At 45.2% G+C, this 24,298-nt stretch carries 20 protein-coding genes; all 20 read right to left on the bottom strand.

What is annotated here, in order from left to right; genetic code table 11:
• Positions 1–65: 65 nt before the first annotated feature.
• The 20 genes from CHRO_RS29420 to kdsA all read right to left on the bottom strand — a co-directional run bounded on the left by CHRO_RS29420 (position 66) and on the right by kdsA (position 24,264).
• A complete protein-coding gene (locus CHRO_RS29420; protein ID WP_015152796.1) occupies positions 66–1,397 on the bottom strand; it encodes a GDSL-type esterase/lipase family protein in 1,332 nt (443 codons plus the stop codon).
• A 2-nt stretch (positions 1,398–1,399) separates the two neighbouring features.
• Entirely contained in the window at positions 1,400–1,948 is a 549-nt protein-coding gene (gene rfbC, locus CHRO_RS03460; RefSeq protein WP_015152797.1) for a dTDP-4-dehydrorhamnose 3,5-epimerase, read from the bottom strand.
• Between the two features lie 89 nt (positions 1,949–2,037).
• Positions 2,038–2,787 (bottom strand): acyltransferase, encoded by a 750-nt coding sequence (locus CHRO_RS34165; protein ID WP_015152798.1) that lies wholly within the window; start codon positions 2,785–2,787, stop codon positions 2,038–2,040.
• A gap of 192 nt (positions 2,788–2,979) precedes the next feature.
• Positions 2,980–4,161, bottom strand: a complete 1,182-nt coding sequence (locus CHRO_RS03470) for a glycosyltransferase (protein ID WP_015152799.1) — start codon at positions 4,159–4,161, stop codon at positions 2,980–2,982.
• Positions 4,162–4,400: 239 nt separating this feature from the next.
• Entirely contained in the window at positions 4,401–6,251 is a 1,851-nt protein-coding gene (gene hepA, locus CHRO_RS03475) for a heterocyst formation ABC transporter subunit HepA (RefSeq protein WP_015152800.1), read from the bottom strand.
• Positions 6,252–6,468: 217 nt separating this feature from the next.
• Complete coding sequence (locus tag CHRO_RS03480; RefSeq protein ID WP_015152801.1) at positions 6,469–7,296, bottom strand: class I SAM-dependent methyltransferase; 828 nt, start codon at positions 7,294–7,296, stop codon at positions 6,469–6,471.
• Between the two features lie 43 nt (positions 7,297–7,339).
• Positions 7,340–9,037 carry a GMC oxidoreductase gene (locus CHRO_RS03485; RefSeq protein WP_015152802.1) on the bottom strand — a complete coding sequence of 566 codons (1,698 nt, stop codon included), beginning with the start codon at positions 9,035–9,037 and terminating at the stop codon, positions 7,340–7,342.
• Between the two features lie 259 nt (positions 9,038–9,296).
• Complete coding sequence (locus CHRO_RS34170) at positions 9,297–10,064, bottom strand: acyltransferase (protein WP_015152803.1); 768 nt, start codon at positions 10,062–10,064, stop codon at positions 9,297–9,299.
• 4 nt (positions 10,065–10,068) lie between these two features.
• Positions 10,069–10,911 (bottom strand): beta-1,6-N-acetylglucosaminyltransferase, encoded by an 843-nt coding sequence (locus CHRO_RS03495; RefSeq protein ID WP_219336072.1) that lies wholly within the window; start codon positions 10,909–10,911, stop codon positions 10,069–10,071.
• Positions 10,912–11,196: 285 nt separating this feature from the next.
• A complete protein-coding gene (locus tag CHRO_RS03500; RefSeq protein ID WP_015152805.1) occupies positions 11,197–12,057 on the bottom strand; it encodes a glycosyltransferase family 2 protein in 861 nt (286 codons plus the stop codon).
• A gap of 173 nt (positions 12,058–12,230) precedes the next feature.
• Positions 12,231–13,925, bottom strand: coding sequence for an FAD-dependent oxidoreductase (locus CHRO_RS03505; RefSeq protein WP_015152806.1), 1,695 nt, complete (start codon positions 13,923–13,925; stop codon positions 12,231–12,233).
• Positions 13,915–15,081, bottom strand: a complete 1,167-nt coding sequence (locus CHRO_RS03510; RefSeq protein ID WP_015152807.1) for a thioesterase domain-containing protein — start codon at positions 15,079–15,081, stop codon at positions 13,915–13,917. The genes CHRO_RS03505 and CHRO_RS03510 overlap by 11 nt, the downstream gene beginning before the upstream one ends.
• 93 nt (positions 15,082–15,174) lie before the next feature.
• Positions 15,175–16,815: a class I adenylate-forming enzyme family protein gene (locus CHRO_RS03515; RefSeq protein ID WP_015152808.1), complete on the bottom strand. Its 1,641-nt coding sequence runs from the start codon at positions 16,813–16,815 to the stop codon at positions 15,175–15,177.
• Between the two features lie 92 nt (positions 16,816–16,907).
• Positions 16,908–18,602, bottom strand: a complete 1,695-nt coding sequence (locus CHRO_RS03520; RefSeq protein WP_015152809.1) for an HAL/PAL/TAL family ammonia-lyase — start codon at positions 18,600–18,602, stop codon at positions 16,908–16,910.
• A gap of 519 nt (positions 18,603–19,121) precedes the next feature.
• The gene (locus tag CHRO_RS03525; protein WP_015152810.1) at positions 19,122–19,322 is read right to left on the bottom strand and encodes a hypothetical protein; all 201 of its coding nucleotides are present in this window, start codon (positions 19,320–19,322) and stop codon (positions 19,122–19,124) included.
• A 99-nt stretch (positions 19,323–19,421) separates the two neighbouring features.
• Positions 19,422–20,171, bottom strand: coding sequence for an alpha/beta hydrolase (locus CHRO_RS03530; protein WP_219336073.1), 750 nt, complete (start codon positions 20,169–20,171; stop codon positions 19,422–19,424).
• 466 nt (positions 20,172–20,637) lie between these two features.
• A complete protein-coding gene (locus CHRO_RS03535; RefSeq protein ID WP_015152812.1) occupies positions 20,638–21,480 on the bottom strand; it encodes a polysaccharide lyase family 20 protein in 843 nt (280 codons plus the stop codon).
• A gap of 120 nt (positions 21,481–21,600) precedes the next feature.
• Positions 21,601–22,836, bottom strand: a complete 1,236-nt coding sequence (locus CHRO_RS03540; protein WP_015152813.1) for a polysialyltransferase family glycosyltransferase — start codon at positions 22,834–22,836, stop codon at positions 21,601–21,603.
• A gap of 23 nt (positions 22,837–22,859) precedes the next feature.
• On the bottom strand, positions 22,860–23,426 hold the full coding sequence (locus CHRO_RS03545; protein WP_015152814.1) for a KdsC family phosphatase: 567 nt from the start codon (positions 23,424–23,426) through the stop codon (positions 22,860–22,862).
• A 1-nt stretch (position 23,427) separates the two neighbouring features.
• Positions 23,428–24,264, bottom strand: coding sequence for a 3-deoxy-8-phosphooctulonate synthase (kdsA, locus tag CHRO_RS03550; RefSeq protein WP_015152815.1), 837 nt, complete (start codon positions 24,262–24,264; stop codon positions 23,428–23,430).
• Between the last annotated feature and the right edge of the window lie 34 nt (positions 24,265–24,298).

The following is a 24,298-nucleotide window of genomic DNA, read 5'->3' on the forward strand; positions in this document are numbered from 1 at the left end:
TAGATAGCTACAGAATCAACACGGCGAAGAGTATTTCCGCACGTTATGCTTTAGTTTTACCGAAATTAAGCAATAATTTGGATTTGCTGCCAATTCAAACTAGGTAAGCTCCTGAGTCTGGCTATGGTAATAGCTGCATCAATCCCAACTCCATCTTGGTCAAAACTCAGGATGCCCGTGGCAGTATTGTAGAGAAAGTTGGCGCTTGTACCCAGAGCGAAGGGATTATCGCTGCTGACAAAAACACCTGTTGCTGCTTCTGTCAAGCTCAAAGGCGTACCTGCAATTAAGCCACCACCAAAATTAGCAGCAGAGAATTGAAAAAAGTCATCTGTACCAAAATCGGTAATGGTGTCGCTACCATGATGAGACGAGCGATAGATAAAGGTATCTATACCCCCACCTCCAGTTAGAATATCCCTACTTGCACCACCTTCTAGGACGTTGTTACTAACATTGCCTAATAATTTATCCCTATAAGCCGTACCTATAACGTTTTCGACACTGCTTATGGTGTCACGCTCCACGATCGCGTTATACCATTTATTCCCAATTTTTTTGTAGCCTTGAGAACTGGGGTGAACGCCATCTGACCCGAGATCGTCAATGGTTAAACTACCCTCTGCATCTACAAAAGCGACTTTTTTACCTTGGCTAACTTTATTGTTAACCAGTTGAGGAAGCAGAGCGTTAAAGTCTTCAGCGTTTTCTGCTGCTTCTGGTTTCACACCTTTAGATCCATTTGGATCGATCGGTGCAATGGAGGAAACAAAAATCTGCGTGTTGGGTGACTGTTGCGCAATGCGATCGATCAGGCGGCTCAGATCGCCATACATTTCATTGACAGAACTCGATCCCGTATCGTTCGTGCCAATTGTTAGTAGTATAATGTGCGGCTGATAGGTCTTGAGTATACCCGTGTCGAGTAAAGCAGAAATCTCATCAGTCGTCCACCCGCCATGTCCCTCATGGTCTTTATCGCCAAGACTGCTAGGTCCATTGGATAGCGAACCCACAAAATCTATGCTCAAACCATCCGCGACAAAATTTTGCCACAACTGAATCCGGTAGGCTCCTGGGGTCGGTTCGACACGGTGTCCGCCTGCGGTTTTAGAATCGCCAAGAGGCATAATTCTCGGCGTTCCTGACGTTCCGTAGATCGGCGCTAAAATAACACCTCGATTGAGATCGGCTACAATCCCCCTGGTGGATTGGCTGTAGTCTACGGTATCGATACCGTCACCGCCAATCAGACGGTCTTTACCCTTACCTCCGATGAGAATATCGTTACCTGCTCCACCATCAATAGTATCGTCACCCCCAGCCCCATTGATGATGTCATTTTGGCGATCGCCACGCAAAATTTCGGTAGCTTCAGTACCGTTAATCGCGCTCAACTCTAGACTCCTACACTCACGGGTTCTAATAGTAAAGACCAAGTTGCATCTTTAGGCGAAATCTCGGTCACAGGTAAGCGCCACTCAATCGCCAGCGCCGGATCGTTGTAGCGCAGTCCTTTTTCGTAACCTGGAGTGTAAAACTCGCTCACTTGATACACGACTTCAGCATTAGGCGTGAGGGTTTGATAGCCATGAGCAAACAAATCCGGTACGTATAAAGCTCTGCGATTCTCTGCCGAGAGTTCTACGCCAATATGTGACAAATATGTCGGAGAATCAGGACGCATATCGATAATTACGTCATAAATTGCACCTTGAGTACACCGGACTAACTTAGTTTCTGTAGCTGGGGGAGTTTGATAGTGCATCCCCCTGAGCGTGCCTTTTTTGTGGTTAAAAGACAAATTACATTGAGCGACAGTTGGCTTTAATCCGTGGTCGATAAATTCCTTCATGCAAAAAGTTCGAGCAAAAAAACCTCTACGATCGACTCGCTCGTCTAAGTCAATAATGAATGCGCCTTTGAGTTTTGTTTCGATAAATTTCATGAATGTCTCCAAAAAAAATTGCAATGAATGTCTATAACTAAACCCGAGCTCTCCGTCCTCATCTTGAGATTTAAAGCAGTGCTTTATCTCTACAATTTGTTGTCAGCATCATGTCGTTGAGAAATTACCTTAGCAGGTACACCCACTGCCACAGAGTAAGGTGGAATATCTTTAGTTACCACAGCTCCTGCTCCAATGACACTTCCTCTACCAATGGTTACTCCATCAACAACTCTGACTCCACTACCCAGCCAGCAATCATCCTCAATGACAATTCCCTTTTCTTTGTAAATAATTCCTTGTCCTCTGATGGGACGAGTGCAATCCGAAAAATTATGATTGCCAGCATAAATTCCGCCATGAGAAGCAATCAAACAGTTGTTGCCAATGCTGATAGATTTACCAGACAAACAGGTATAGGGACCGATGTGAGTATTTGCGCCAATCTCAATCGTACCCATACGATGAACTTTGATATCAACTCCACGTTCAATTAATGTCCCATCTCCGATCCGAATTCTGCTGTTGTGAGCGGAGCTTTTTAAGCGAACGCCAGACTCAAGGGTAACCGAATCTCCAATCCAGATTTTGCTCGTTTTCCCGACGTTTTTTAAGATAACTCCAGACTCAAGCGTAGTTCTGTTTCCAATTTCGATCCCATGAGGACGCAAAAGTTGAACGCCTCGATGAATTTGAGCAGATGTACCTAATCGCGCAAAGATAGTGCGATAGATCGGCATTTTTAAAATCGAAAATGGAATCCATTCTACTAATTTAGTGGCTAAAGTTTCTTTCCTATGGAGCCACTTTGATAAAGACAGATCGTTGACGAAATCCATGATGCTGTATCTCTCTACTGAGTTCTAGTTTGTCTAATCTTCTCATCCACATTTTTCACCATTGAAATTTTTCGTTGCCTGACAGCGCATTTATGATTGGAATAGCTGGTGAGAAATTCTATAACTTTGCTTCAAGATACTACATAACTCTTTAATTTGAGGCAAAGAAGCATTGACAAACGAACGCTTAATTTAATTAAGTGCAGCCCGACCAGTTGTTAATTCTCCACTTTCAGAATTTTGAGTTTCTTTCGGTGACAACTTAGGAGTAGCCTTGCTTAATACCTGTTTCAAGACTTCTTGATATCGCACAGCATTGAATGTGTTTGTAACTTTTTGACGACTCTGTTCCCAGTCCACAGGATAAGCTACACCGTGAATAATATTTAAAATTGACATGACAATAGAATCAGCCGAAGGTTCGCACGTCCAAAAGTCTACTTCAGGGTCAAAAAATTCGGTCAAGGCAGGAGCATTCATAGTTAAAATTGGAAGTCTCATAGCAAGAGCTTCATTCAATTTATTTGGGAGAGCATGGCGTGCTGCATCTCCATCTCCGAAGATACCTAATGCTAGATCGCAGTTCTCGACTAAATATTTAGGTAAAGAGCCATCAGCAAAGTTGAGATCTTTTCTGAGAAAAACACAATCTCCAAGATTGGCTTGCTGAATCTTCTCAGCATAAGTGGAGAAAATAGGTCGGTCTACACCAAATAAATTGCAAGTAAACTTAACTTCTTTTTCCTTTAAAGTTTGCATTGCTTGCAAAATTTTGTCTATGCCGTGCAGAGGAATAAACGTTCCCCACCAGCAAATTCTAAGTACGCCATCCTGCATAAAACTTCTTTGATGCAGTAGCGTGGTAGAAGTATTGCAGTTAGGAGCGATAAAAACCTTACTGCGATCGACCTGAATATTGAGTAGTTTTTCCCAATATACTAATTCGTAATCGGCACTATGGATCAAATAATCCGATTTAGTAAGAGCCAAAATATCGAGTTCCTTAAAGGTTTTAGCTTTTCGATCGTCAACTTCAATCATCTTGTATTCTTTTACATAATTGTCGTAAAGCGAGATATGCATTTCTACGATTAATTTTTTACGCAGCAGCTTAGCAACCCAAAGAACATTTTTGATATAAATGGTATTTTTGGGCAGCAAATATATCACATCGGCAAAGATAGCCTTAATAAAAAAGTCGATCCAAGAAAATAGAGTTAAGAACTTGTTGCTCGTCCAATAAAAGTCGGGATTAAATTGAGCAATACAATATTGCGATCGCTGAAGCAGATCGATTAAGACCTTAGAACGATAATTGACCGGAAAAGATTTTCCATATAGTAGAATTTTGATTGCCCTTGTGTTAGTTGACACAGTTGTTTCAGTCCTGAGTGGAAATAGAGTGTAGGGTGTAAGGGAAAGAGAGCTGAGGGAGCAACTACCAATTACCAAGTAACGCTTCGGTGCAACTTTCTCTTGTCCCCCCCTTTCATAAGGGGGGTCAGGGGGGATCTCTTCTTCAGTAGTGCAGTTGAAGATCCCCCAACCCCCTTCAAAAGGGGGCTAAGAAAAAAGTCGCATATGGGGTAATTACCAATTACCAAAATCTGGTGTTAGCTCATCTGACTGACTTCATGTTGCATTTGGTGATACTTCCAGAGATTGCCGCGCTGTTGCAGCAACTCTTGATAAGTTCCTTGTTCGAGAATTCGTCCTTGTTCTAGCACGACAACCTTATCGGCGCGAACGATAGTTGAAAGCCTGTGAGCGATCGCAATCACCGTGCGCCCTTGAGATAGCTTTTCTAATGACTCTTGAATCAGCCGCTCGGACACGGAGTCTAAAGCACTTGTCGCCTCATCTAAAATCAAAATATCTGGGTCGCGTAACAAGGCACGGGCGATCGCCAACCGCTGGCGCTGACCTCCAGATAATCGTACTCCCCGTTCTCCCAATTGAGTATCAAAGCCTTCAGGTAGTTTATGGATAAATTCCAGTGCGTTAGCGAGTCGAGCCGCTTCCCACACCGCATCTTCGTCTACCTCTTCTAAAGCGTAGGCAATATTGTCTCGCACAGAAGCATTGAAGATAAATGTATCCTGACTGACTACAGCTAGCTTGCGACGCAGCGATTTAATGTCATAATTTTGCAGATCGATACCGTCAATGAAAATTTGTCCTTGGGTTGGGTCGTAAAATCGCGGAATTAAATCTGCCAACGTCGTTTTGCCAGCACCAGAAGATCCAACTAATGCCGTCATCTCACCACGGTTAATCGTCAGCTTGATGTTATGCAATACTGAATGTTGCTTGTCGTACCCAAAATCTACAGACACAAACTCAATTGCTCGCTGTAACTTGGAAAACTGAAGTTTGCCATTGCGTAAATACGTTTTGTTATCAGTCCGCAATAGCTCTTTAATATTGCTGAACGATCCCTGAAAACTACTGAACTTCGCTCTGGCTCCATCTAATTGACGGCGAATTGGCATTAGACGTAACAAGACAAACAGAAATGTCAGCAAACCTGCTGGTTGCAGTTGTCCGTTTGGGATTAAGACAGCAAATGCTAAGAACAAAATGCCAAACAGGATAAAAGTAGCTATCCCTTCCGAGACAGGTTCTACTAACGCTTGGGCAGCTCTGGATTTAGTACTAGCTTGCAATAGTTGCAAACTCGCATCGTGAAATCGCTTGCGCTCGAAGTCTTGGGCAGCGAAAGCTTGAACGGTGCGAATTCCATTGATAAATTCCAACGCTACTGAAACATACCAGCGTCGAGCCTTTGTGGTAGCAAAACTCGCTTCTCGGATCTGCCCTAATAGACTGGTTATCCCCACCGATAGCAAGCCGAACAGCATGGCTGTAATTGCCGTCAGCTGCCAGGACAGCATGAACATGGAGATCGTATATGCGATGAGAGTCGAACCCCGCGTGAAAAAAGTAGCTAGGACATCAAAAGCCAGCGTAATTTGATTGACTTCGCTCGTCAGGCTGTTAACTAAATTTCCCGCACGGGTCTTGGTGAAAAAACTCAAGCTGAGTGCTTGCAACTGCTCGAAAACTTGCAAGCTTAACCGATATCCTAAAGTATACTGAGCCGTAAAAACGTAAAGCCGTCCTAAGTACGTCAAGCCCAACCGTAGTAGAGTTGTGAGCAGAACTAAAGCAGACGAGCGGAAGAGTCGCTCGCTGGTAGAAGCATTGACCGCTAAAATCCACACATCAAACCAGCCCACCCCAGTTTGAATTGGTTTGGCGTTGGGATTGAGTACGCTATGTAAGACAGCTAAGATAAACCCAACTCCAAAGCCCTCCAATACTGCCGCTGACAAGGTGAAAACTGCTGCCAGAATTGCAATTTGTCGAAAGTGCTTGAACTCGCGCAGGATAAAATAATATTCTTTCCAAAAGCTCGTAGCTACTAGAAAATTGCGAACTGGCGTGGGAAGTTTGATGTGCATGTGCTTTCTAGATATATGATTTCTAGATATTGGTTGCGAATGAGCGATCGCCAAATATGCGTGATAAATGGGGTGTGGAGTTTAGGGTTTAGGGTGTGGGGTTCAATTGTGACTGGTGACTGGTGGCTGGTGGGTGATGGAACCAGAATTGTCCCCCTTGTCCCCCTTGTCCCCCTTGTCCCCCTCTGCCCCTCTGCTCCCTGCTCCCTGCTCCCTGCTATTTAGCTATTAGCCAATTAGAAAAAAGCCTACGTAGTTTATTCAAACCATGCTGCGGCTGAGCAAGATAAAGGGTTGTATGGTAAACAAAGCTCACCATGCCGCGTTCGTCTGCCCAACGAGCGTGTAATTCCTGCAAATCCACAAGTAGTTGTCGATGCGCTGCTCCCTCTTGAGGGACAAATGATTTACTGAGCGCGTAACCGACTGTCCCCACCAAATCTAACTCGTGCTTGTAAGTAAAAGTATGGCGACGGACGCGCCCGAAATGCGAACTCGACATCAAGATCCGAGCGACTGAGTTTTGCGGCTTGGTCGTTGGTAGCTCGCTCATTGATGCTTTCACGAGGCGATCGAACTCTACAGAAAATTCGTCATCTGCTGCTCGTTGATTCCAAGCGATCGCCAGTCGTCCAGATGGTTTGAGAATGCGGTGAAACTCTGCTAGGGTTGGCTGAGGATTAAACCAGTGAAAAGCCTGAAAAGATGTAATTAGATCGACCGATGCGGTTGGGAGATGAGTTTGTTCGGCGCTAGCATCGCAGAATTTTACCAAGGGATGATTTTGGGCGGCGGTTCGCATTGAAGTATTCGGCTCGATCGCCCAGACGTGGATACCGCGCTCTGCTAGCAACCGCGAGGCTATACCCGTACCAGCTCCAACATCTGCTGCTGCTAGCTGCGATGGTTCACCCAGTTCTCTCAAAATAGTATCGATGACGTTGGGTGGGTAAGTCGGTCGATACTTGGCATAATCTACTCCGCGCTCGGAAAATGCGCTGAGTGGGTCGATCTCGTAATATGCTGAATTATTTGCAATCGTCATGAAATTGCTTAGTTTGTAAAAATGTAGTTGTATTTGTTGTTCGCTACTGGACGTGCAACAACTGCTCGTTGCCTATGGCGATCGCATCTAGTTTCATCACATGTTTAATCCGATCTGCCAGTCGCATTGCTAAAGCAACAATAGTCAGAGTTGGATTGGCAGCACCCCCAGTAGGAAAAACAGAACTGCCTGCGACGTACAAATTAGCAATGCCATGAATACAGCAGTTTTCATCGACCACACCTTGTTTGGGATCGACGTGCATTCGCGTTGTTCCCATGTGATGCATTCCACCGTAGTACTTGGGTTTAGTACGTCCGGTCAGTTCGCGCCATGACTGAAACTGACCGAGATCGGCTTGAGCAATTTCTGCTCTAAGGATTTCTTCTACCTGCAAGTTGCTCTGAATTTCTAGCTCGCTCGAATGCCAGCGGATGTGTTGTATTCTCCTGAGTCCCAGGCGATCGCGTTCCTCGCCTAGCGTGACTCGAATGTCTGGATTCGGTATTTGCTCCGTAGCCGCCCAAACTTCAAACGCACCAAATCTTTTTTCATTATTTTGAAAGTACGACCAACCGCCTTCGCTAATGGTATAGGGCGTTTCTTCGATTTTAAAAGTGCGTCTATAAATATGAGACTTAATTTCATCTATCCCATCAATTGCTACTTGCAAATGCGATCGCGCCTCTGGCAATTTGCCCCGTCGTATTGATGAGAGAAAAGGTTTCAGAGACTTGACGGCAGGTGACTCGTATGATAAAGATTTCGGTACGATAATTAGACTCGTATTTAATAATTGCTGCTGGCGCATCACTGCGTCTGTCAGACTCAGTTTGCCCATAATTAAAATGTTATTTGCCCAGCGGAGATCGTATAATGCTGTTGAATTAAATAACTGTCTATCTTTCGGTCGAAACACGCCAATTTGAAAAATTGGATGTTCCATAAAAAATCTGCCAACCAGATCGTTTTGGTTGCCTAATCCAACATTTTGAGTCTTGTTTGACAGCAGCAACAAGCGAGCATTTTCAATTCCACCCGTGGCAAGAACGAAGATTTTGGCGGCTACCCAAAATTGATTTCCCGACAAACAAGCGACTCGAACGCGAGTTATCGCTTTAGCCGTATCGTTAGTTTCAATCTCGACAACATTCGCATTGAGATAAGTTGTAATGTTTGGCGATCGCGCAATTTCGCTTTTGAGTTCGTGCGTGAAGACGTTGCGCGGTCCAAACTGATACATAGTCGTTTCAAGTCGCCCCTCAGCTAAAGGTAGCCGTGGAGTGCGATCGTCTTCCCAGTCTTCTGCATGGTAAGCGAAGGGTCGCAGTCGGCATAAGTGTTGAGCGCGTTCGTAAAACGGATCGAGGTGAGATTTGTCAAACGACCAGCCGCTATATGGCAACCAATCTCGCTGTTCAAAATCGATTTTGTCTAGTGGCAGCAGTCTGACGCTGTAGTGGTTTTCTCCGGTGCGATCTCTCCAGCGGTTAGCAGTGCCACCAAATTGACGACAGCGAGACCTGTCAAGCTTTTGTTTAATTTCTTCAACTATCCTGCCCTGGGAGAGAGACTGCGTGGCTTCATCCAACTCGGTTCCGCCGCTTTCGAGCAAACAAACGCGAAAGTTCTGCGATCGCAACTCATGTGCCAGCGTAGTTCCAGCGGGACCAGTACCGATGATGCAAACTTCGCTGTCAATGACTGTATCTTCTGGTAATGTCCTAGCATCAACAAACATAATTAATTTGGCGAATCAAATTCGCGGCTACACAGACAAGACCTAATACATTTACGTGTCAGACCAAAGATCTTGGCGATCCCCCAACCCCCTTCAAAAGGGGGCAAGAGTTCTTTGGGGACAAGACCAAAGAGCTTGGCGATCCCCCAACCCCCTTCAAAAGGGGGCAAGAGTTCTTTGGAGGCAAGAGTTCCCACCTTTTTAAGGGGGGTTAGGGGGGATCTAGTCTTGACTGAAAAGTATTAGGGTTGAATATCTTTTAATTGCTGGGGCTGGGTACGAGATTTGACTCTGCTAAACTACTGCGCAGTTTCACGACACGGGCAGGCACGCCCAAAGCGATCGCGCCTTCCGGTATATCTTGCGTCACAACTGCACCAGCACCAATGACAGCACCCTTACCAATGCGTACCCCATCTAGAACGATGACCCCAAAGCCTAACCAGACATCATCTTCGATCGCGATCCCTCCTTTGGTTTGTAAAGGTTGCTTCGCGATCGGCAGATCTGGCGCGATCGCATGATCGTAGGGATAGAAAGCACAATTGGGGGCAATCAAGACATTGCTGCCAATTTGAATTGCTGACTTGTAGGCTGAAAACTGGCAGCGGGGTTGAACTGATGTATTCTCTCCGATTTGCAAACTGCCACCATTCCCCGTCTGAATGCAAATATCCTGATGCAGGCGCACCCGATCGCCTAACTGAACTGAACCACTATTGCGATCCTCAAAAATCAAAACGCGATCGCTAATAAAAACGTTAGCGCCGAGTTTTAATTGGGAGTGATACACGGTGGCACTAGGCGCGATATATCCTTTTGAGTTGTATTGAGCTAAACGACGACGCTCGTAGTAAGGTGGAATGAACCAGGTAGCAAGCCAAGTAGCAAATCGCCCGAAATAGCCTAATCCAGCAAATTTCATCCAAAAGCGCGACCAGATAGTTACGAGAAAGCTGAGTAATTTATCTGGTTGTCTTATTTTGCCAATTTGAGTCCAGATATTTTGAGTTAAACTGCGATCCATATATTCAGTCACAACTGTTACTCTTTTGAATACGTTCGGGTGCAAGTGGAGAATTATTTAAGGCTTGAGCGTCAAGCAAGTCCAAGATTTCACTATCTATCTCGGCATCAAATTTTCTGGCAAAATGAAAATTACCGTTAGTGACGATCGGATAGTCTTTAACAGTTAGCAACCTAGCATAACCGCCAAGTTCTAGAGGATAGTCATGATAACGCTTGTCATCATTACAAAGATTGAACTGCTGACTATTGACTAACACAGTTTGAACTAGAGATTCTTCAGGACCGATCGTTCTTTTGTAATACCTCAATATGTCAGGATGTTCGTTCAAGTAGTTCATTAAAAACTTGACACAGGCTTGAGAAAGAGTATTCCAGTGCCATCCTCTGTAACATTTAAAATTGCGATTGAACGGAGTTTTTGTTTTCAGTCCGATCATAGAGTATCGCCATTTTACAATCAGCGGTGTGTAGTGTTCAATTTTTCCAGAATACTTTCTTAGCAGCCAAGCGGCTGATTCTGGAAGTTGGATATACTGATTGAAAAATCGCTGAATACTCTTCTCATTCCAAGCGGACTTTTCTGCCAGCGGATCGTAATAGCGGATAAAGCCATCGTATTCAGTTTGAGCCAGAAATTCCTCAGTTTTAGATATAGGTTGAGTTGGGTAATCTTGACCGGAAAGACAAACTAACCAATCAAAATCAGATTTACGAGCGAGTAACCAATTAATTGCATCTAAATAAATTTCTAAAATTGAGGAATTACCTCTTGCAGCCGATTTATTTCTTTTGATTATTTCAACTTCCGAATAATTACCTACATCTCTTATATCTAAGTTAGACACACTAAAGTCATGATTAACCAAGACTATAGAGTTAGGGCTTTGTTTTTTAATAGTCCGAATTAGACGATAAATTTGCTGTGGATTTCTGTGACTTTGAATAAAGTAACATACCTTCATTTTTCTGCATGGTTAGATAAGTGAACGATGCAGATTGCCCCCCTGACGTAAGCCAAAATAACTTCGCCTTATTTGTGATTTTCATTCTTGTTTGTAGATGCTTGCCGTGTAATTAAAATGCTATTTCGATATGTAAAGGCACACAGATGTGCGCCCTTACCCTTTAAACTAAAGGGCTAAAACTTGATACTTGATACAACCTTGCAAGCGTCCCCAGCGGCGAGCAAAATGTGCCACCCATTTCATTCGGTTTTGCTGAGAAAAAATTTGCGGAGATTGCTTTAATATGCGCCACCAAGACTTTAAGCCTGCTTTCCAGGAAAGTTTAGGCATCCCTAGCGCTTTGTATTTTTTGTACAGCAGCACGTTGTACTCCCCTGCAAGACGCGCCTGACGGTAGATAGCTCTTAAGCGATCGCGCAAGCGGTAATGAACCACTGCTTCTGGGACAAAATGGAGTTTTATGCCAGCAAGTTGCACCCTCCAGCAATAGTCAGTGTCTTGCACTTTGAGCATAGTTTCATCAAATCCACCAACAGCTTCATGGATCGAGCGCTTGATCCCAAGGTTACTACTAGAAGCATGGGGTAGATAAGGGGGATGGCTAGTTAGCAACTTATCTACCTGAGTCAGCGGGCGATACGTGAGCGTCCAAGGTTCGTTGAGTTTTGTGTACTCGCGCTTGCCAGCCACAAAATCGTGCTGGGAGAGCGCTTCGCCCATAGCCGATACCCATCCAGCAGCTACCTCATCATCGGCATCGCAAAATGCCAATGCCTCACCCGCAGCCACAGATGCACCCACATTTCTAGCGTGTGCCGCACCTTGCCGATCGGATGAGTCCACAATCTGTAGGTTAGGTAATCTTTCCTGATATTGCTCGGCGATCGCGACTGTTTCATCTGTCGAACCGTTATCGGAAATAATAATTTCCCAAGGTTGATACCACTGTTGGGTTGTCAGTGCTTCAAGCTGACCGGAAATAGTGCCAGCTTCGTTGTAAGAGGGAATGATTACACTTAGTTTCATAACTCTTTTTAGATGCACCCAGTTTGCGTTTGACGTTTAATCTTGTGCTAGGCGACTTTAAATAGCGATTCTCATTAGATCGCCATAAATCGTAGGGGCGCACATCTGTGCGCCCCTACTTGCGGATCTCATCCTATGGAATAAGTCGCCGACACAACAGCGGGTCGAGCAAGTTATCCGATCGCTCCTGCTGTGGCTTCAGCACGACTCATCTGCTCTTGAATTCGATCTGCTAGCCGAATGGCTAGAGCCACAATCGTGAGTGTAGGATTGGAGAGTCCGCTGGTGGGGAAGACGGAACTACCAGCGATATATAAGTTGTGAATTCCATGCACTTGACAATGCTCGTCAACCACACCTTCCCTGGGATTGTGACTCATGCGGGTTGTGCCGATGTGGTGGTATGAACCGCGCAGCGATCGCCAGGAAGCGTCATCGTCGCCCATTTCGATTTGCATTTTGCCCAGTCCAGAACGCTCGAATTCTGCCGCAATTAATTGCTGCGATCGCTTAATCGTATACTTGTCAATCGGACTCAAACGCCAGTCAAGCTGGACGCGATTCATCCCTAATTTATCGCGATCGCGGCTGAGGGTGATTCGGCTATCGGGATTCGGTGCTTGTTCCCCAATTAAGTGAGTTTCGCACAATTGCGGCTGTTTCGAGGAGCCTTTTTTCAGCAACTTCTGATAGGCTTTAGCCGCAATCCGATCGACATTGGCGATCGCCGTGGTCAGATCTTGAAGTAAAGTCGTGTCATTGCTGTGCTTGTTACCTTCCTTAATGCTGGGGAAATACTTCCGCCTGTGTTCCTTATGTTCCTGAAGCTTAGGAAAAGCTTGATGTCCTACCGGGCGCGGTTTACCCAAACGCTTCAATCGCGTCACGGCTCGTACCCATTCTTCCTCGTAAGGTATCAGTCTCGCGGCGAAGTTGAGAATTTGCTCGCGCTCTTGCACTTCTTTCGATAGTCCTAGAGCCGTCGCCACAAATGTCTCATCAATCTGACAATTTCTGCCCGTGTATAGGGGGATTTGACGGGAAGGCTGTAGTTTCCCAGAAATTAAATAGGGATGCTCCATGAAGAATCTGCCCACCAAATCGTATTGGTTGCCGACTCCACCACTTTGCAGCCGGTTGGAAGCTAACAACAAGCGGGGGTTTTCAATTCCACCCGCTGCCAACACGAAGACTTTTGCTGCTACCGAGAACTGTTTCCCATCGGAGCTTGCTACCCGCAGCCGCGTCACGGCTTGAGCGCTGTCGTTGGTTTCAATCTCCAGCACATTAGCGTGGAGATAGGTAGTAATATTACTCGCCTGCTCGATCTCGGCGCGATAAGCGTCGCCAAAGCGTAAGTGTGTTGATGGGATAATCTGCCACAGATAAGTAGCCAGCTCGTCTGTCGAAAAGGGCACTTGTCGCCGTTGCTGTTGCGCTAATCCCTCTTGCCAGTATGCCAAATCGTATTCAAACGGACCCAAATGACAAGCAGTTTGCGCCCGTTCGTAGTAGGGGTCTAGCTCCGCTTTGGGAAAACACCAACCGCTATAGGGCATCCAAGCACGATGCTCGAAGTCAATCTCATCCATTGGACGACTCCAACCGCCCCAGAGATTGGTCGAACCGCCAAAATAGCGCCCCCGCGCTTCTTTCAAGGGAAAATAAGGCAGACCTGTATTCTCTCCCGCATACAGCGATTGAATCTGTTCCTCATAGTCGAATCCGCCACTTTCGAGCAAACAAACTTGTTCTTTGCGATCGCGCAATTCGCGTGCGAGGGTGATTCCTGCCGCACCAGCACCGATAATACAAATGTCTGTTTCTACCAGCGTCTCGGCTGGTAATTTCAAAGCATCAACTAACATGATTACTCCCAGTCAATTCTGCTGTATTTAATGCGGCATCTAAGCTAGCTCTTAATTTCTCGGTCAAGCCTGCGACATGAGGTTCTTTGAGCATTGAGCCGTGATGACCGGAAACGTCGTGGCTTTCCAATTCTCCGACAAGGTTCCCCCAGCCGTATTGCGGATCTCGGTCGTACCAATCATCGGGTGTGGGAAAATCTCGTCCCATGTAGTACCAACCCATCGGGGGTTCGCTAGCGCGAAACAAAGTTACCTGACCTGGGTAAACTTGCGGTACGTAAGCTTTTACTGCACGCCTGATACAAATTCCTATATATCTTCTTTTCCGTTCGTAGGGCCAGTTCAGCCACTTAATTCTGAATAATTGATATAGCCGACAAACATTTTTGTTGTATACTCTCAGCCATGCACTTCTGAGCATTTTTAAAGGATATTTGGCTCCCAGTCGGAAAAGGTTGCGCCAGTGACGCGCCAGTCTTTCTGAATTTGATACTGGTGGGAAACTGCCAGGCACAAAGGTATCAAACAAGCCTAAAAAAGCGACTTGCTCGCCTTCTGCGTGCAACTGCTGGGCGATCTCATACGCCACCAAGCCTCCAGAAGAAAAGCCGCCTACAAAGTAAGGTCCTTGCGGCTGGACGGTACGCATTTCTTGAATGTAGAAAGCCGCCATATCTTCAATTCGATCTAGGGCTGCTTCTTTGCCATCGACTCCGCGTGCTTGCAATCCATAAAAAGGCTGTTCCGTTCCCAAATGGTTAGCTAATTCGTTAAACACAAGCACGTTTGCGCCATTACCATGAACGCAAAAGAACGGTGGTTTCGAGCCATTTGGTTGAATTGGCACGAGAGAAGACCAAGATGGTGATGTTGTTTCACCGAGAACGCCTGCTAGTTGTTCCACCGTCGGCGACTGGAGCAAGGTAGATAGGGAAAGACTTTTGCCAAATGTTTGCTCGATTTGCGCAAACAGACGGACGGCGAGTAGCGAATCTCCCCCAATCTCAAAAAAATTGTCTCTGATGCTGATGGGCGTAATTTCTAAAAGCTGTTCCCAGATCTCGACCAGTTGAGTTTGGGTAGAATTCTGGGGTGCTACATAGTCTGCTTCTAAATTGGATTGGTCTAATCTAACTGTTTGGGCAGAATGGCTCATAATAGCTGTTGGCGATGGGATGAGATACACGACTTGTAGGGGCGCACGGCTGTGCGCCCCTACAGATGTATGGCAATAATGCGGTTCAGTCGATCAATTTCGGCGTTTGAAAATATTCCCCAACGATTTGAGTACGCCGCCGCCGCTTGTATCGTTACTAGGCACTGATGTTGTAGCGACTAAAGGAATTGGTTTGGCGATCGCCCCTACAGCAGCATTGCCTTTTTTCAGCGCGGCTTCGTTGGCTGCTTCATCGCGCAAAACCCGCTTCAACACTTTGCCTGTGGGGTTTTTGGGAATGGAATCGACAAATTTAATCGTTTTTGGCATCTTGTAAGCTGCCATTCTTTCGGCGCAGAAGGCAATCATCTGTTTTTCGGTGACGTTACAATCTGGCTTCAGAATGATGTTGGCTTTGACGATTTCGCTTTTTTCTAAATCGGGTACGCCATAGACAGCAACTTCAGCAACGGCTGGATGTTCGTAGATGACGTTTTCAACTTCCGTGGGATACACCTTAAACCCAGCCACGTTGATCATGTCCTTAGAGCGATCGACGATGTAAAAGAAGCCATCTTCGTCCATGCGTCCGATATCGCCACTGTAAAACCAACCATTTTTAATCGCTTCGGCGGTTTCAAACGGACGATTCCAGTAACCGAGCATGACGTTGGGACCCCGAATCGCGATCTCGCCTATCTCCCCTGGCTCGACTTCTTTGCCATTGTTGACAATTTTCATTTCCACATTTTCGATCGCCGTCCCAACCGACCCAGGTTTATAGATATAGTCGTGGTTGTAGCTGGCGCAGGGCGATGTTTCGGTTAAACCGTAGCCTTGATGAACCACCAGCCCGTACTTGTCGTACCACTTCTGAGCCACTTCTGTTGGGAGGGGTGCAGCACCAGAAAAGAAAAACCGCACTGACTTGAGTTGGTCTTTAGGCAAATCCATATTCAGCAAAACAAGAAAGACTGACGGCACGCCAAAAAACATGGTGATTTGTTCGTCAGTGACAGACTTCAGGATTTTTGTCAGATCGAAATTGCGGTGTAATACCAGCGTGGCACACGCATTAAGTCCGGCATTCAAAACGGCATTTTGCCCGAAACAATGGAATAGCGGCAGATAGAGTAAGATCCGATCCTCAGCCTGCATTCCACAACAATGCTGTTGCGAGTAGCTGTTAGAAATTAAATTACCATGAGACAGGGTAGCTCCTTTAGGAAACCCCGTCGTTCCCGAAGTATAGACGATCGCCGCCGGAGCGTAGCGATCCATTTCTATCCCACGGGCGCTGGGTGAAGCATTCGCCATCAGTTCGGCGAGGCTAGTTCCCTCAGTAGCCGTACCTTCAGCAATCAGAACGTGTTTGAGCTGCGGTAAGTCTTGTTGGGGAATATTTTTCACCAGATCTGCTGTCGTCACCACAGCCTTAGCACCGCAATCGTCGAGGATAAACTTGACTTCACTGCTTTTGAGCATGGCATTGAGCGAGACGGCGATCGCGCCCAGTTTCAAAATTCCCAAATAGGAGATGATAAATTCGGGAATATTGGGCAAAAATAAGGCAATGCGATCGCTACGGTGAACGCCCAATTCTCGCAACCCGTTGGCAACGCGATTAGCTAGCCGATCTAACTCAGCATAAGTAAAAGTCGTGCCTTCAAAAATCAGTGCAGGTTTATCGGGAAATAAATGACAACCGCGCTCTATGTGCTGTGTGATGTTCATGACGCTGGTATATTGACAGTGTTTAATATCCGTTTTCAATCAGACGAGATTCACGATCGTGTAGGGGCGCACAGCTGTGCGCCCCTACCAATTTATTTTTTCAAACTAGACAAAACACTTTGCATTGCTGCCACAATCCGACCACCAGAGGCAATATCAGCGGCAATGCGAGCAATATGATCGTCTAGCGGTTGCTCGTTATCGTTGCGGATGTAGGGACGATCTGCTGAAGGTGGTACGCCAACGACCTCGCGCACGGCTAGGTACAACTCTCTGGTTGTAGGTGAAACGCACTCGCTTGCGTCGTAATGGTCTGCAATTAAGTGCGTCCGCAAATCGACAGCTTGAACTCCAAACATCAGCGCCACTGCCATATATTGCTGGAAGATCTCGATCGATCGCCGTGCTAAATTGGCGGAAGCAAATCCTTGGCTGTTGATATTTTGGTTGAATTGTTCGGCATGGGTGGGGTAGCGATCGGCGATCGAGTTGCCATAGAACGATAATATTGGCATGATCGAGTTGCCAGTAATTTGCAGTGCCTTCAAGCCCATATTGACGCTGCGCTCTCTGTTACCAACTAAAGACGCTGATAGCCCGTGGTTAAATTCGGGAGCGACCAAAAGCGCAATTTGGACATCGAGATGCTTGGCTAACATCCCCATGTGGTAGCGCAGGCGATCCATTCCCATGCCTACGTACTGTCCGAGGAAGTTGCCACCGTGGTAGCTAGCTTGTTGCTCGGCATCGATTAGGGGATTGTCAGTCACCGAGTTCATTTCTTGCTCGATTTGAGTCGTAATCTCTGCCAAACCATCGACGATGGGACCCATATACTGGGGCAAGCAACGCAGGGAATAACGATCTTGGATCGGATCTCCACCGCGATAGTCATGCGAGCCATTTAACTCATCGCGGATTAACAGCGAACCCACCAAAAGATCGAGCATTTGACTAGCTGCCCACTTTTGCCCAGGATGCGGTTTGCGATCGTGGATAAACGGGTGGAATGATTGATTCGTCCCGTACAAACCTTGAATCGCAAGGGCGTGCGCTCCCATTGAGAGTGCGAGGAGAACTCTCGCGTCGTAAACGCAATTTGCCGCAATCCCCGTCATTACCGAAGTCCCGTTCATCATCGCCAGCCCTTCTTTAGGTAGGAGTGGCAATGGTTGTAATCCCAGTCGATTTAGAGCTGTGGGAGCATCAACCTCTTCCCCGTTGAAGTCAACTTTATAACAGGTATCGAGTCCGGTAATTGCCCCTGTAATGTATGCCAAAGGCGTGAGATCGCCACTCGCCCCAATTGAGCCAAATTCATGAACGTGTGGCGTGACATCGGCATTCAAGAAAGTTTCTACGCGCCGGATCAGTTCGAGCCGAATCGCTGACGCTCCATACATATGGGAATTAGCCCGCAAGAGCATCGCCGCTCGTACGTCTGGTTTCGACAACTTTTGTCCCGCGCCTGCTTTGTGATACCAAATCAAGTTATTTTGCAACAGTTGAGCGGATTCAGGCGAAATTACAACATTCGCCATGCCACCAAAACCAGATGTTACGCCGTAAATTGGCGCTCCCGATGCCACAGCCTCAGCAATGTAGTCGCACGATGCCTGAACGCCTTGCAAAACATCTTCGCGATCGCTCAAGCGCACTTTTGCGCCATGCCGTGCCACGCTCACGACATCATCTATGGTCAGGCTATTATCACCGACAACGACAGTCTTATTCGGATCGTTAACTAAAGGCAGTGACTTGTTTGTTTGGAAATCAACTACGTTCATGTAGAAATTCTCTGTAGAGGACAAAAGCAATTCGCAATTCGCAATTAAATTCAAGTGCGCTCCGACTGATTTACCCAATCGCGCTGTTTCGACAATCAAATGCAATCAAATGTTCAACTCGCCCGTTTAAAAAGCTGGTAAAAAGCTGATTCGCTGACCGCGCGGCGCGAGGGAACAGGCAACCCGTTCCCCGCTTACTGCATAACCTGTGCGAAATTTAGATATGCAAAAAAGGCGCGATATTTCGCGCCTTCATACAACTAAATAATAAATATTGTTTGACTCGTGTTGAGGATGGGACTATTATCTGACTATCTGACCGAGCAGCTCATTTCCAAAAAGTAACAATACTTCTAACTCACTAGGACTGTTAAACTGCACTCTCGGTGTCGTTTCTAACAACCCACAATGCCATGCACTGGGATAAGTAAACTAGTAAGTTGTATACGTTACTTATAACGAAAAATACTGCGATTGTCAAACAATTTTCGGATGAATAGACTCACCAGTAAAGATCGTTCATGCGGTTGGATGCTCGATCCGTTGTGACAATACATATTGTTCTGGGTATGGTTCGGGATCGTTCGCAGATGAATCGATCGCGGTAGCACTCGTAGTATTGTGAAAGGAAAATATACCGCGAGTGTAGTCCCACACGAGAGCGATCGCAAAGATCGTAATTATCAGTAAAAATCCCACTAGCAGTAAAATCAACAACATTATTACGCCCTTTCAGCAAAAATTATGTAACTGAATATACGCAAACAAATCGTCACTCTAAACACTGTATTGTTTTTGACGCTCGAACTTAGTGAAGAATTAGTAAAGATGTCGATGAAAAAAGTTTTCTAACTGCGCCAGTAGCAAGGGAGAATCAAATTTTTTCCCGTGTCCGCCGCCTTTCACAATTTCTAATGACACCTCCACTCCCGCCTGCTGTAGCGCCTCAAACAATAATTGACTTTGATTGAGCGGCACTATAAAGTCATCATCTGCATGGAAAATCGCGAAAGGGGGAGCATCTTCATTGACATAAGCGATCGGGTTTGCCTGCATTGCTTTTTCCTGATTTTCTTCAACAATTCCGCCAATCAGCAATGCTTCGGGAGCATCAGCTGCGCTATGGGATATCTGTCGAGGAAAGTCATTTATGCGGCTGAAATCTGTAGGACCAAACCAGTCGCACACAGCTTGGACGCGACTAGAAAAATTCTCCCAGCCCCCCTCACCTTCCAATTCCTTAACACCAGCAGTTGTCCCCAAAAGCGCTGCTAAATGACCGCCCGCCGACCTACCCCAGACTCCAATGCGATCGCAATTTAGATGCAATTCTTTCGCATGAGCGCGCAAAAAACGCACTGCACATTTACAATCTTCAATTTGGGCTGGAAAAATTGCTTCATGACTCAAGCGATATTCAATGCTAGCGCACAAATATCCTTGGCGAGCAAAGGGCAGTAACAGTTCGATTCCTTGCTCTTTACTTCCTTCCATCCACGCTCCACCATGTATCCATATTAGAGCAGGCATGGGCATTTCAGGTAAGATTTTAGGGTGGAGAATGTTCATTTTTAGCGGGCGCTGTCTACCCCGAGTAAATGAGATATCCCGCCGATAAATTAAGTCATGAGGAATTTTAGTTTTCTGGAATTTGTAGTGAAAAAGATTGAATTTGGGAAGTCGTAGGGGCGGGTTTCTACAGGATATCCCTGAAACAACCCAGAATTGTGCGGATAAACCCGCCCGTACGGAAGTCGGGAATCGGAAATTGCTTGTTAACTCAGCTTTTATATAATTCATCATTAGTAGGGTGGGCAATGCCATGTTACCCTTGTTTACTATGTTTTTGGGTAGGCATCAATTATTTTTAATACTTCAAATTTAACGCTTAAATTTTACTGAATATATATTTTCAACTTTGTCAAGTCAAACAATATTAGTTTGAATAATATCAATTCATCGAATTAGTAGATGCAGCCCGTGAAAGTGAGCCATCTCAATCATAGTGTTTATTGGCTACTGAGCCATCTTCTATTCAATCACGCGGAGCAATATCTTCGTATCTAGCGTTAGCATCTCCAACCCTAACTTCATCAAAATAAAGTTCTCTTTCGCTAATGGTCGATTTATCTGGGTAGTTTTTCCAATCACCCTTATATATTCCAATTTTGAGATATGGTCCCCTCGCATCATTATAGTTATTCGGTCCATTTCTGCTCACAACTAATTTGCCATCTTGCCAAACCTCCAATCGACCATTTGAACCACTAGACCACTTAACACGAAACACGAAGTCTGTCCACTTTCCGGTTTGGTAAAGACCTAAATCTACTACCTCTTTACCTTCTGGAACTACTGTAACTCGTTTTGAGTCCCATTTTCTGTTTAAAATGAATTTACCATCTTTTGTACTGAGAGAAAGAGCTGGAGATTTCCATTTTTCTCCTAAGTTCTTATCTGGTAAATCGTGCCATTGAGCGATAATTTCACTAGATGGATCTTGTTGGTAATCAGAAGGTAAGAAAACACTAAATCCATACCATATTTCTGAATCTGGCGGAACTTCTCCAAGTTTCAATTCGGCACGCTTCACACCATATAGGCGAGCATCCTCTTTTTTCAGAGTAAACTTAATAGCTTGGTTTCCTGCGCGGATAGGAGAGTTGACAATCTCAGCTGAATAGTTACAGCAAAGTTCTGTTCCCCATTCAGAGTAACCCGATTCAAAATCACTGAGAAAAACGAGAGTGTCACTTTTGACTTTACTACTCAAAGGCATCAACCAAATTGTTACCAAGACTAGAAGTAACTTCGTTATCGATCTAAGAAATACAAAATCTATCCACTGTTGATGTCGATCGCGATGATTATTAAACATTCTCTAACCTCTAAATTATGCAAAGTGAATTGACTCCACTTTTTCAATGGATTAGTAGAAATGCTGAGGTGATTTGACATAATTCCTCTCCCTGATTTGTAATCGTAGGTTCAAATGCGATTAGACGAGAACGGAATTTAAGTTTCTAATTTCCTGAATTGTAGATAGGAGATCGGCTTCGTGTTGGCTTCTACTTTCTACATGGTCGGGATAAAAGAATTGTTGTACTATGTCGCTACCAAAGCCCAGAGTACAACGGGTATCTAAAACAAATTCCAGCGTTAAACAAGCAGAACTAAACGTAAAAACTCTAGGATTTTGCAGATTTTTCAAGTCTGTGTTTAAGAAAACTTCCATGAAAATTAATTCAAATGGAAGATAAAACAAAAAGTCTTCAGCTAGCAGAATTACATCTGCATAAAGAGCGCTAAGATTAGACTTTAATTGCAGTAACTTCTCTCTGGAATTTCTAGGGTGTGGTTTAATTAAGAGAACTTCATCGGGACGAATTCCTCTAGTGACCAAAAACTCTCGATAGGCAGCAATTTCATTTTCTGGTGATATTCTACCCGACTCAGAGAAATTACTCGTGAGTAAAATTGACGTGGGAGCAGTTTGGATGCGATCGCGTAGGTTTTCGATATAACTAATATCGATAAACTCAGATAGCTTGGCGCTTAACTTTTGAAAAGTTTCTCGGTAAACATCCCTGTCAAGAATAATCGTTGGAATTGCCGGTTCTTGTCCAAAAGCAAATGGCAGCGAGAAATAACCAATGTCTAGCTTTTGTTCGCTCAGCGATCGCTTGCGAGGGAGAAATTCTCTGAGTTTGTCCTTTGACGACTTATAGATAAAGTCTAGATAATTACGCGAATCTCTCAATAAATTAGCTTTAGGGAAAGCCGATTGTGCCGTGTAAACTCCAATGCCGTTACCGTAGCAAATCTTTTCGGCATCTTGATAGAGATTCATCACCAACTGGTCTTCAAAATCGTATTCATGCGCTAGAAAAATCTCATCAAAATGCTGACTCCCGGTTAATGCATGAACCAAGTCAGTCACTTTAGATAAACCAGACTGCTTCACTTTTTGGGAAATTGCTTGTTTTTGCTCCAAGGGCATATAAGCAACTTTTTCCCAAGTGCAAATCGACCGAGCCATTTGTTCAATCAAAGCAGCAAATTCCTCACTTTGTCCTTGGGGAGCAAATAGAGGAGTAATTAGCAGGTAGTTTTCGTACTGCAAATTCTGGTCTTGTCGCGTCTTTTCTCGATAATTCATGACTGACAAAACCGTGACGAGTTGAATGCTACCAAAACATACGACAAGCCGCTTAATTGTTTTTGATGTTGACATACTTGATTTCTATGCGAGTGAATTTATTTCACCGTTTGGAGGGCAACAATAAGATCGCAGATCTCACGAACTGCACCTTGTCCTCCTGGTAATTTAGTGATGTAAAGAGCGCAGTCTTGATTGGCACGCATGGCATCAGCTACCGTTAAAGGACAGCCAACAACGTGCATGACTTCTAGATCGTTAATGTCATCACCAACATATGCCACTTGAGACAAAGATATGTCTAAGTTTTGACACAGATGAATTAGAGTCGGTAATTTATCTTTAATCCCCAGATAAGCGCGATCAATTCCTAAATCTTTGGCGCGATGAAGAGTGGATGAAAAGGACTTAGCTGTAATAATGGCAACTTCTACGCCAGAGTACATCAATCGCTTTAATCCTTGACCATCCTTAATGTTAAATCGCTGTTGAACCTCACCGCTTTCGGAGTAGTAAAGACCTCCATCCGTGAGGACACCATCAACATCAAGAACTAGTAATTTGACTTGCGACAAGCGTGCATCTCTCTCAGAAATATTGTGCGAATCTCCTTGAAAGCTGCTATGCGATCGCAATTCGGGTTCAAATTCAAAAATGGTTGTCATGTTAAACAAGAGCGGGAGTTACTTCTAAACAGTTACGGACGTTGATAATTTGTCTCAACACGGTTTCCAATTGAGCCAGAGGAATCATATTTGGACCATCACTTGGTGCATTGTCTGGGTCTTCGTGAATTTCCATAAATAAGGCATCAATTCCAATCGCAGCAGCAGCTCTTGCCAGGTAAGGTACGAATTGGCGCTGTCCGCCAGATTTATCACCTTGACCCCCCGGCATTTGAACGCTGTGCGTGGCATCAAAGACTACGGGATAACCCAACGATCGCATTTGTGGTAGAGAACGAAAATCTACTACCAAAGTGTTGTAGCCGAAACTCGTACCGCGCTCGGTTAAAAGAATCCGCTTAGTTCCAGCTGCTTCTAACTTGCGCACGACTTGCCTCATATCCCAAGGCGCGAGAAACTGACCCTTTTTGACATTGACAACTTTGCCTGTTGCTGCTGCTGCCAAAAGTAGATCGGTTTGCCGACACAAGAAAGCAGGAATTTGTAAAACATCAACCACTTCTGCTACAGTCGCCGCTTGATGGCTTTCGTGAATATCGGTGAGGACTGGGACTCCGACTTCCTCTTTTACCCGTTGGAGAATTTTGAGTCCCGATTCTATCGGTTGTCCGCGAAAAGAATTAATTGAGGTGCGATTGGCTTTATCAAAGGAAGACTTGAAGATAAAAGAAACACCCAAGCGATCGCACACTTTAGCAATTTCCTCTGCCATTTTCAGCGTAAAGTCCCCCGATTCAATCACGCAGGGACCACCAATTAAGGTGAGGGGACAGCCATCACCAATAGAGAGAGTTTTGGAAATTTGGGTTTGAATCATTGTGGTTACTGATGGATGAGATATACGATTCTGT

It is taken from the genome of Chroococcidiopsis thermalis PCC 7203 (genome assembly GCF_000317125.1).
GTDB lineage: Bacteria > Cyanobacteriota > Cyanobacteriia > Cyanobacteriales > Chroococcidiopsidaceae > Chroococcidiopsis > Chroococcidiopsis thermalis.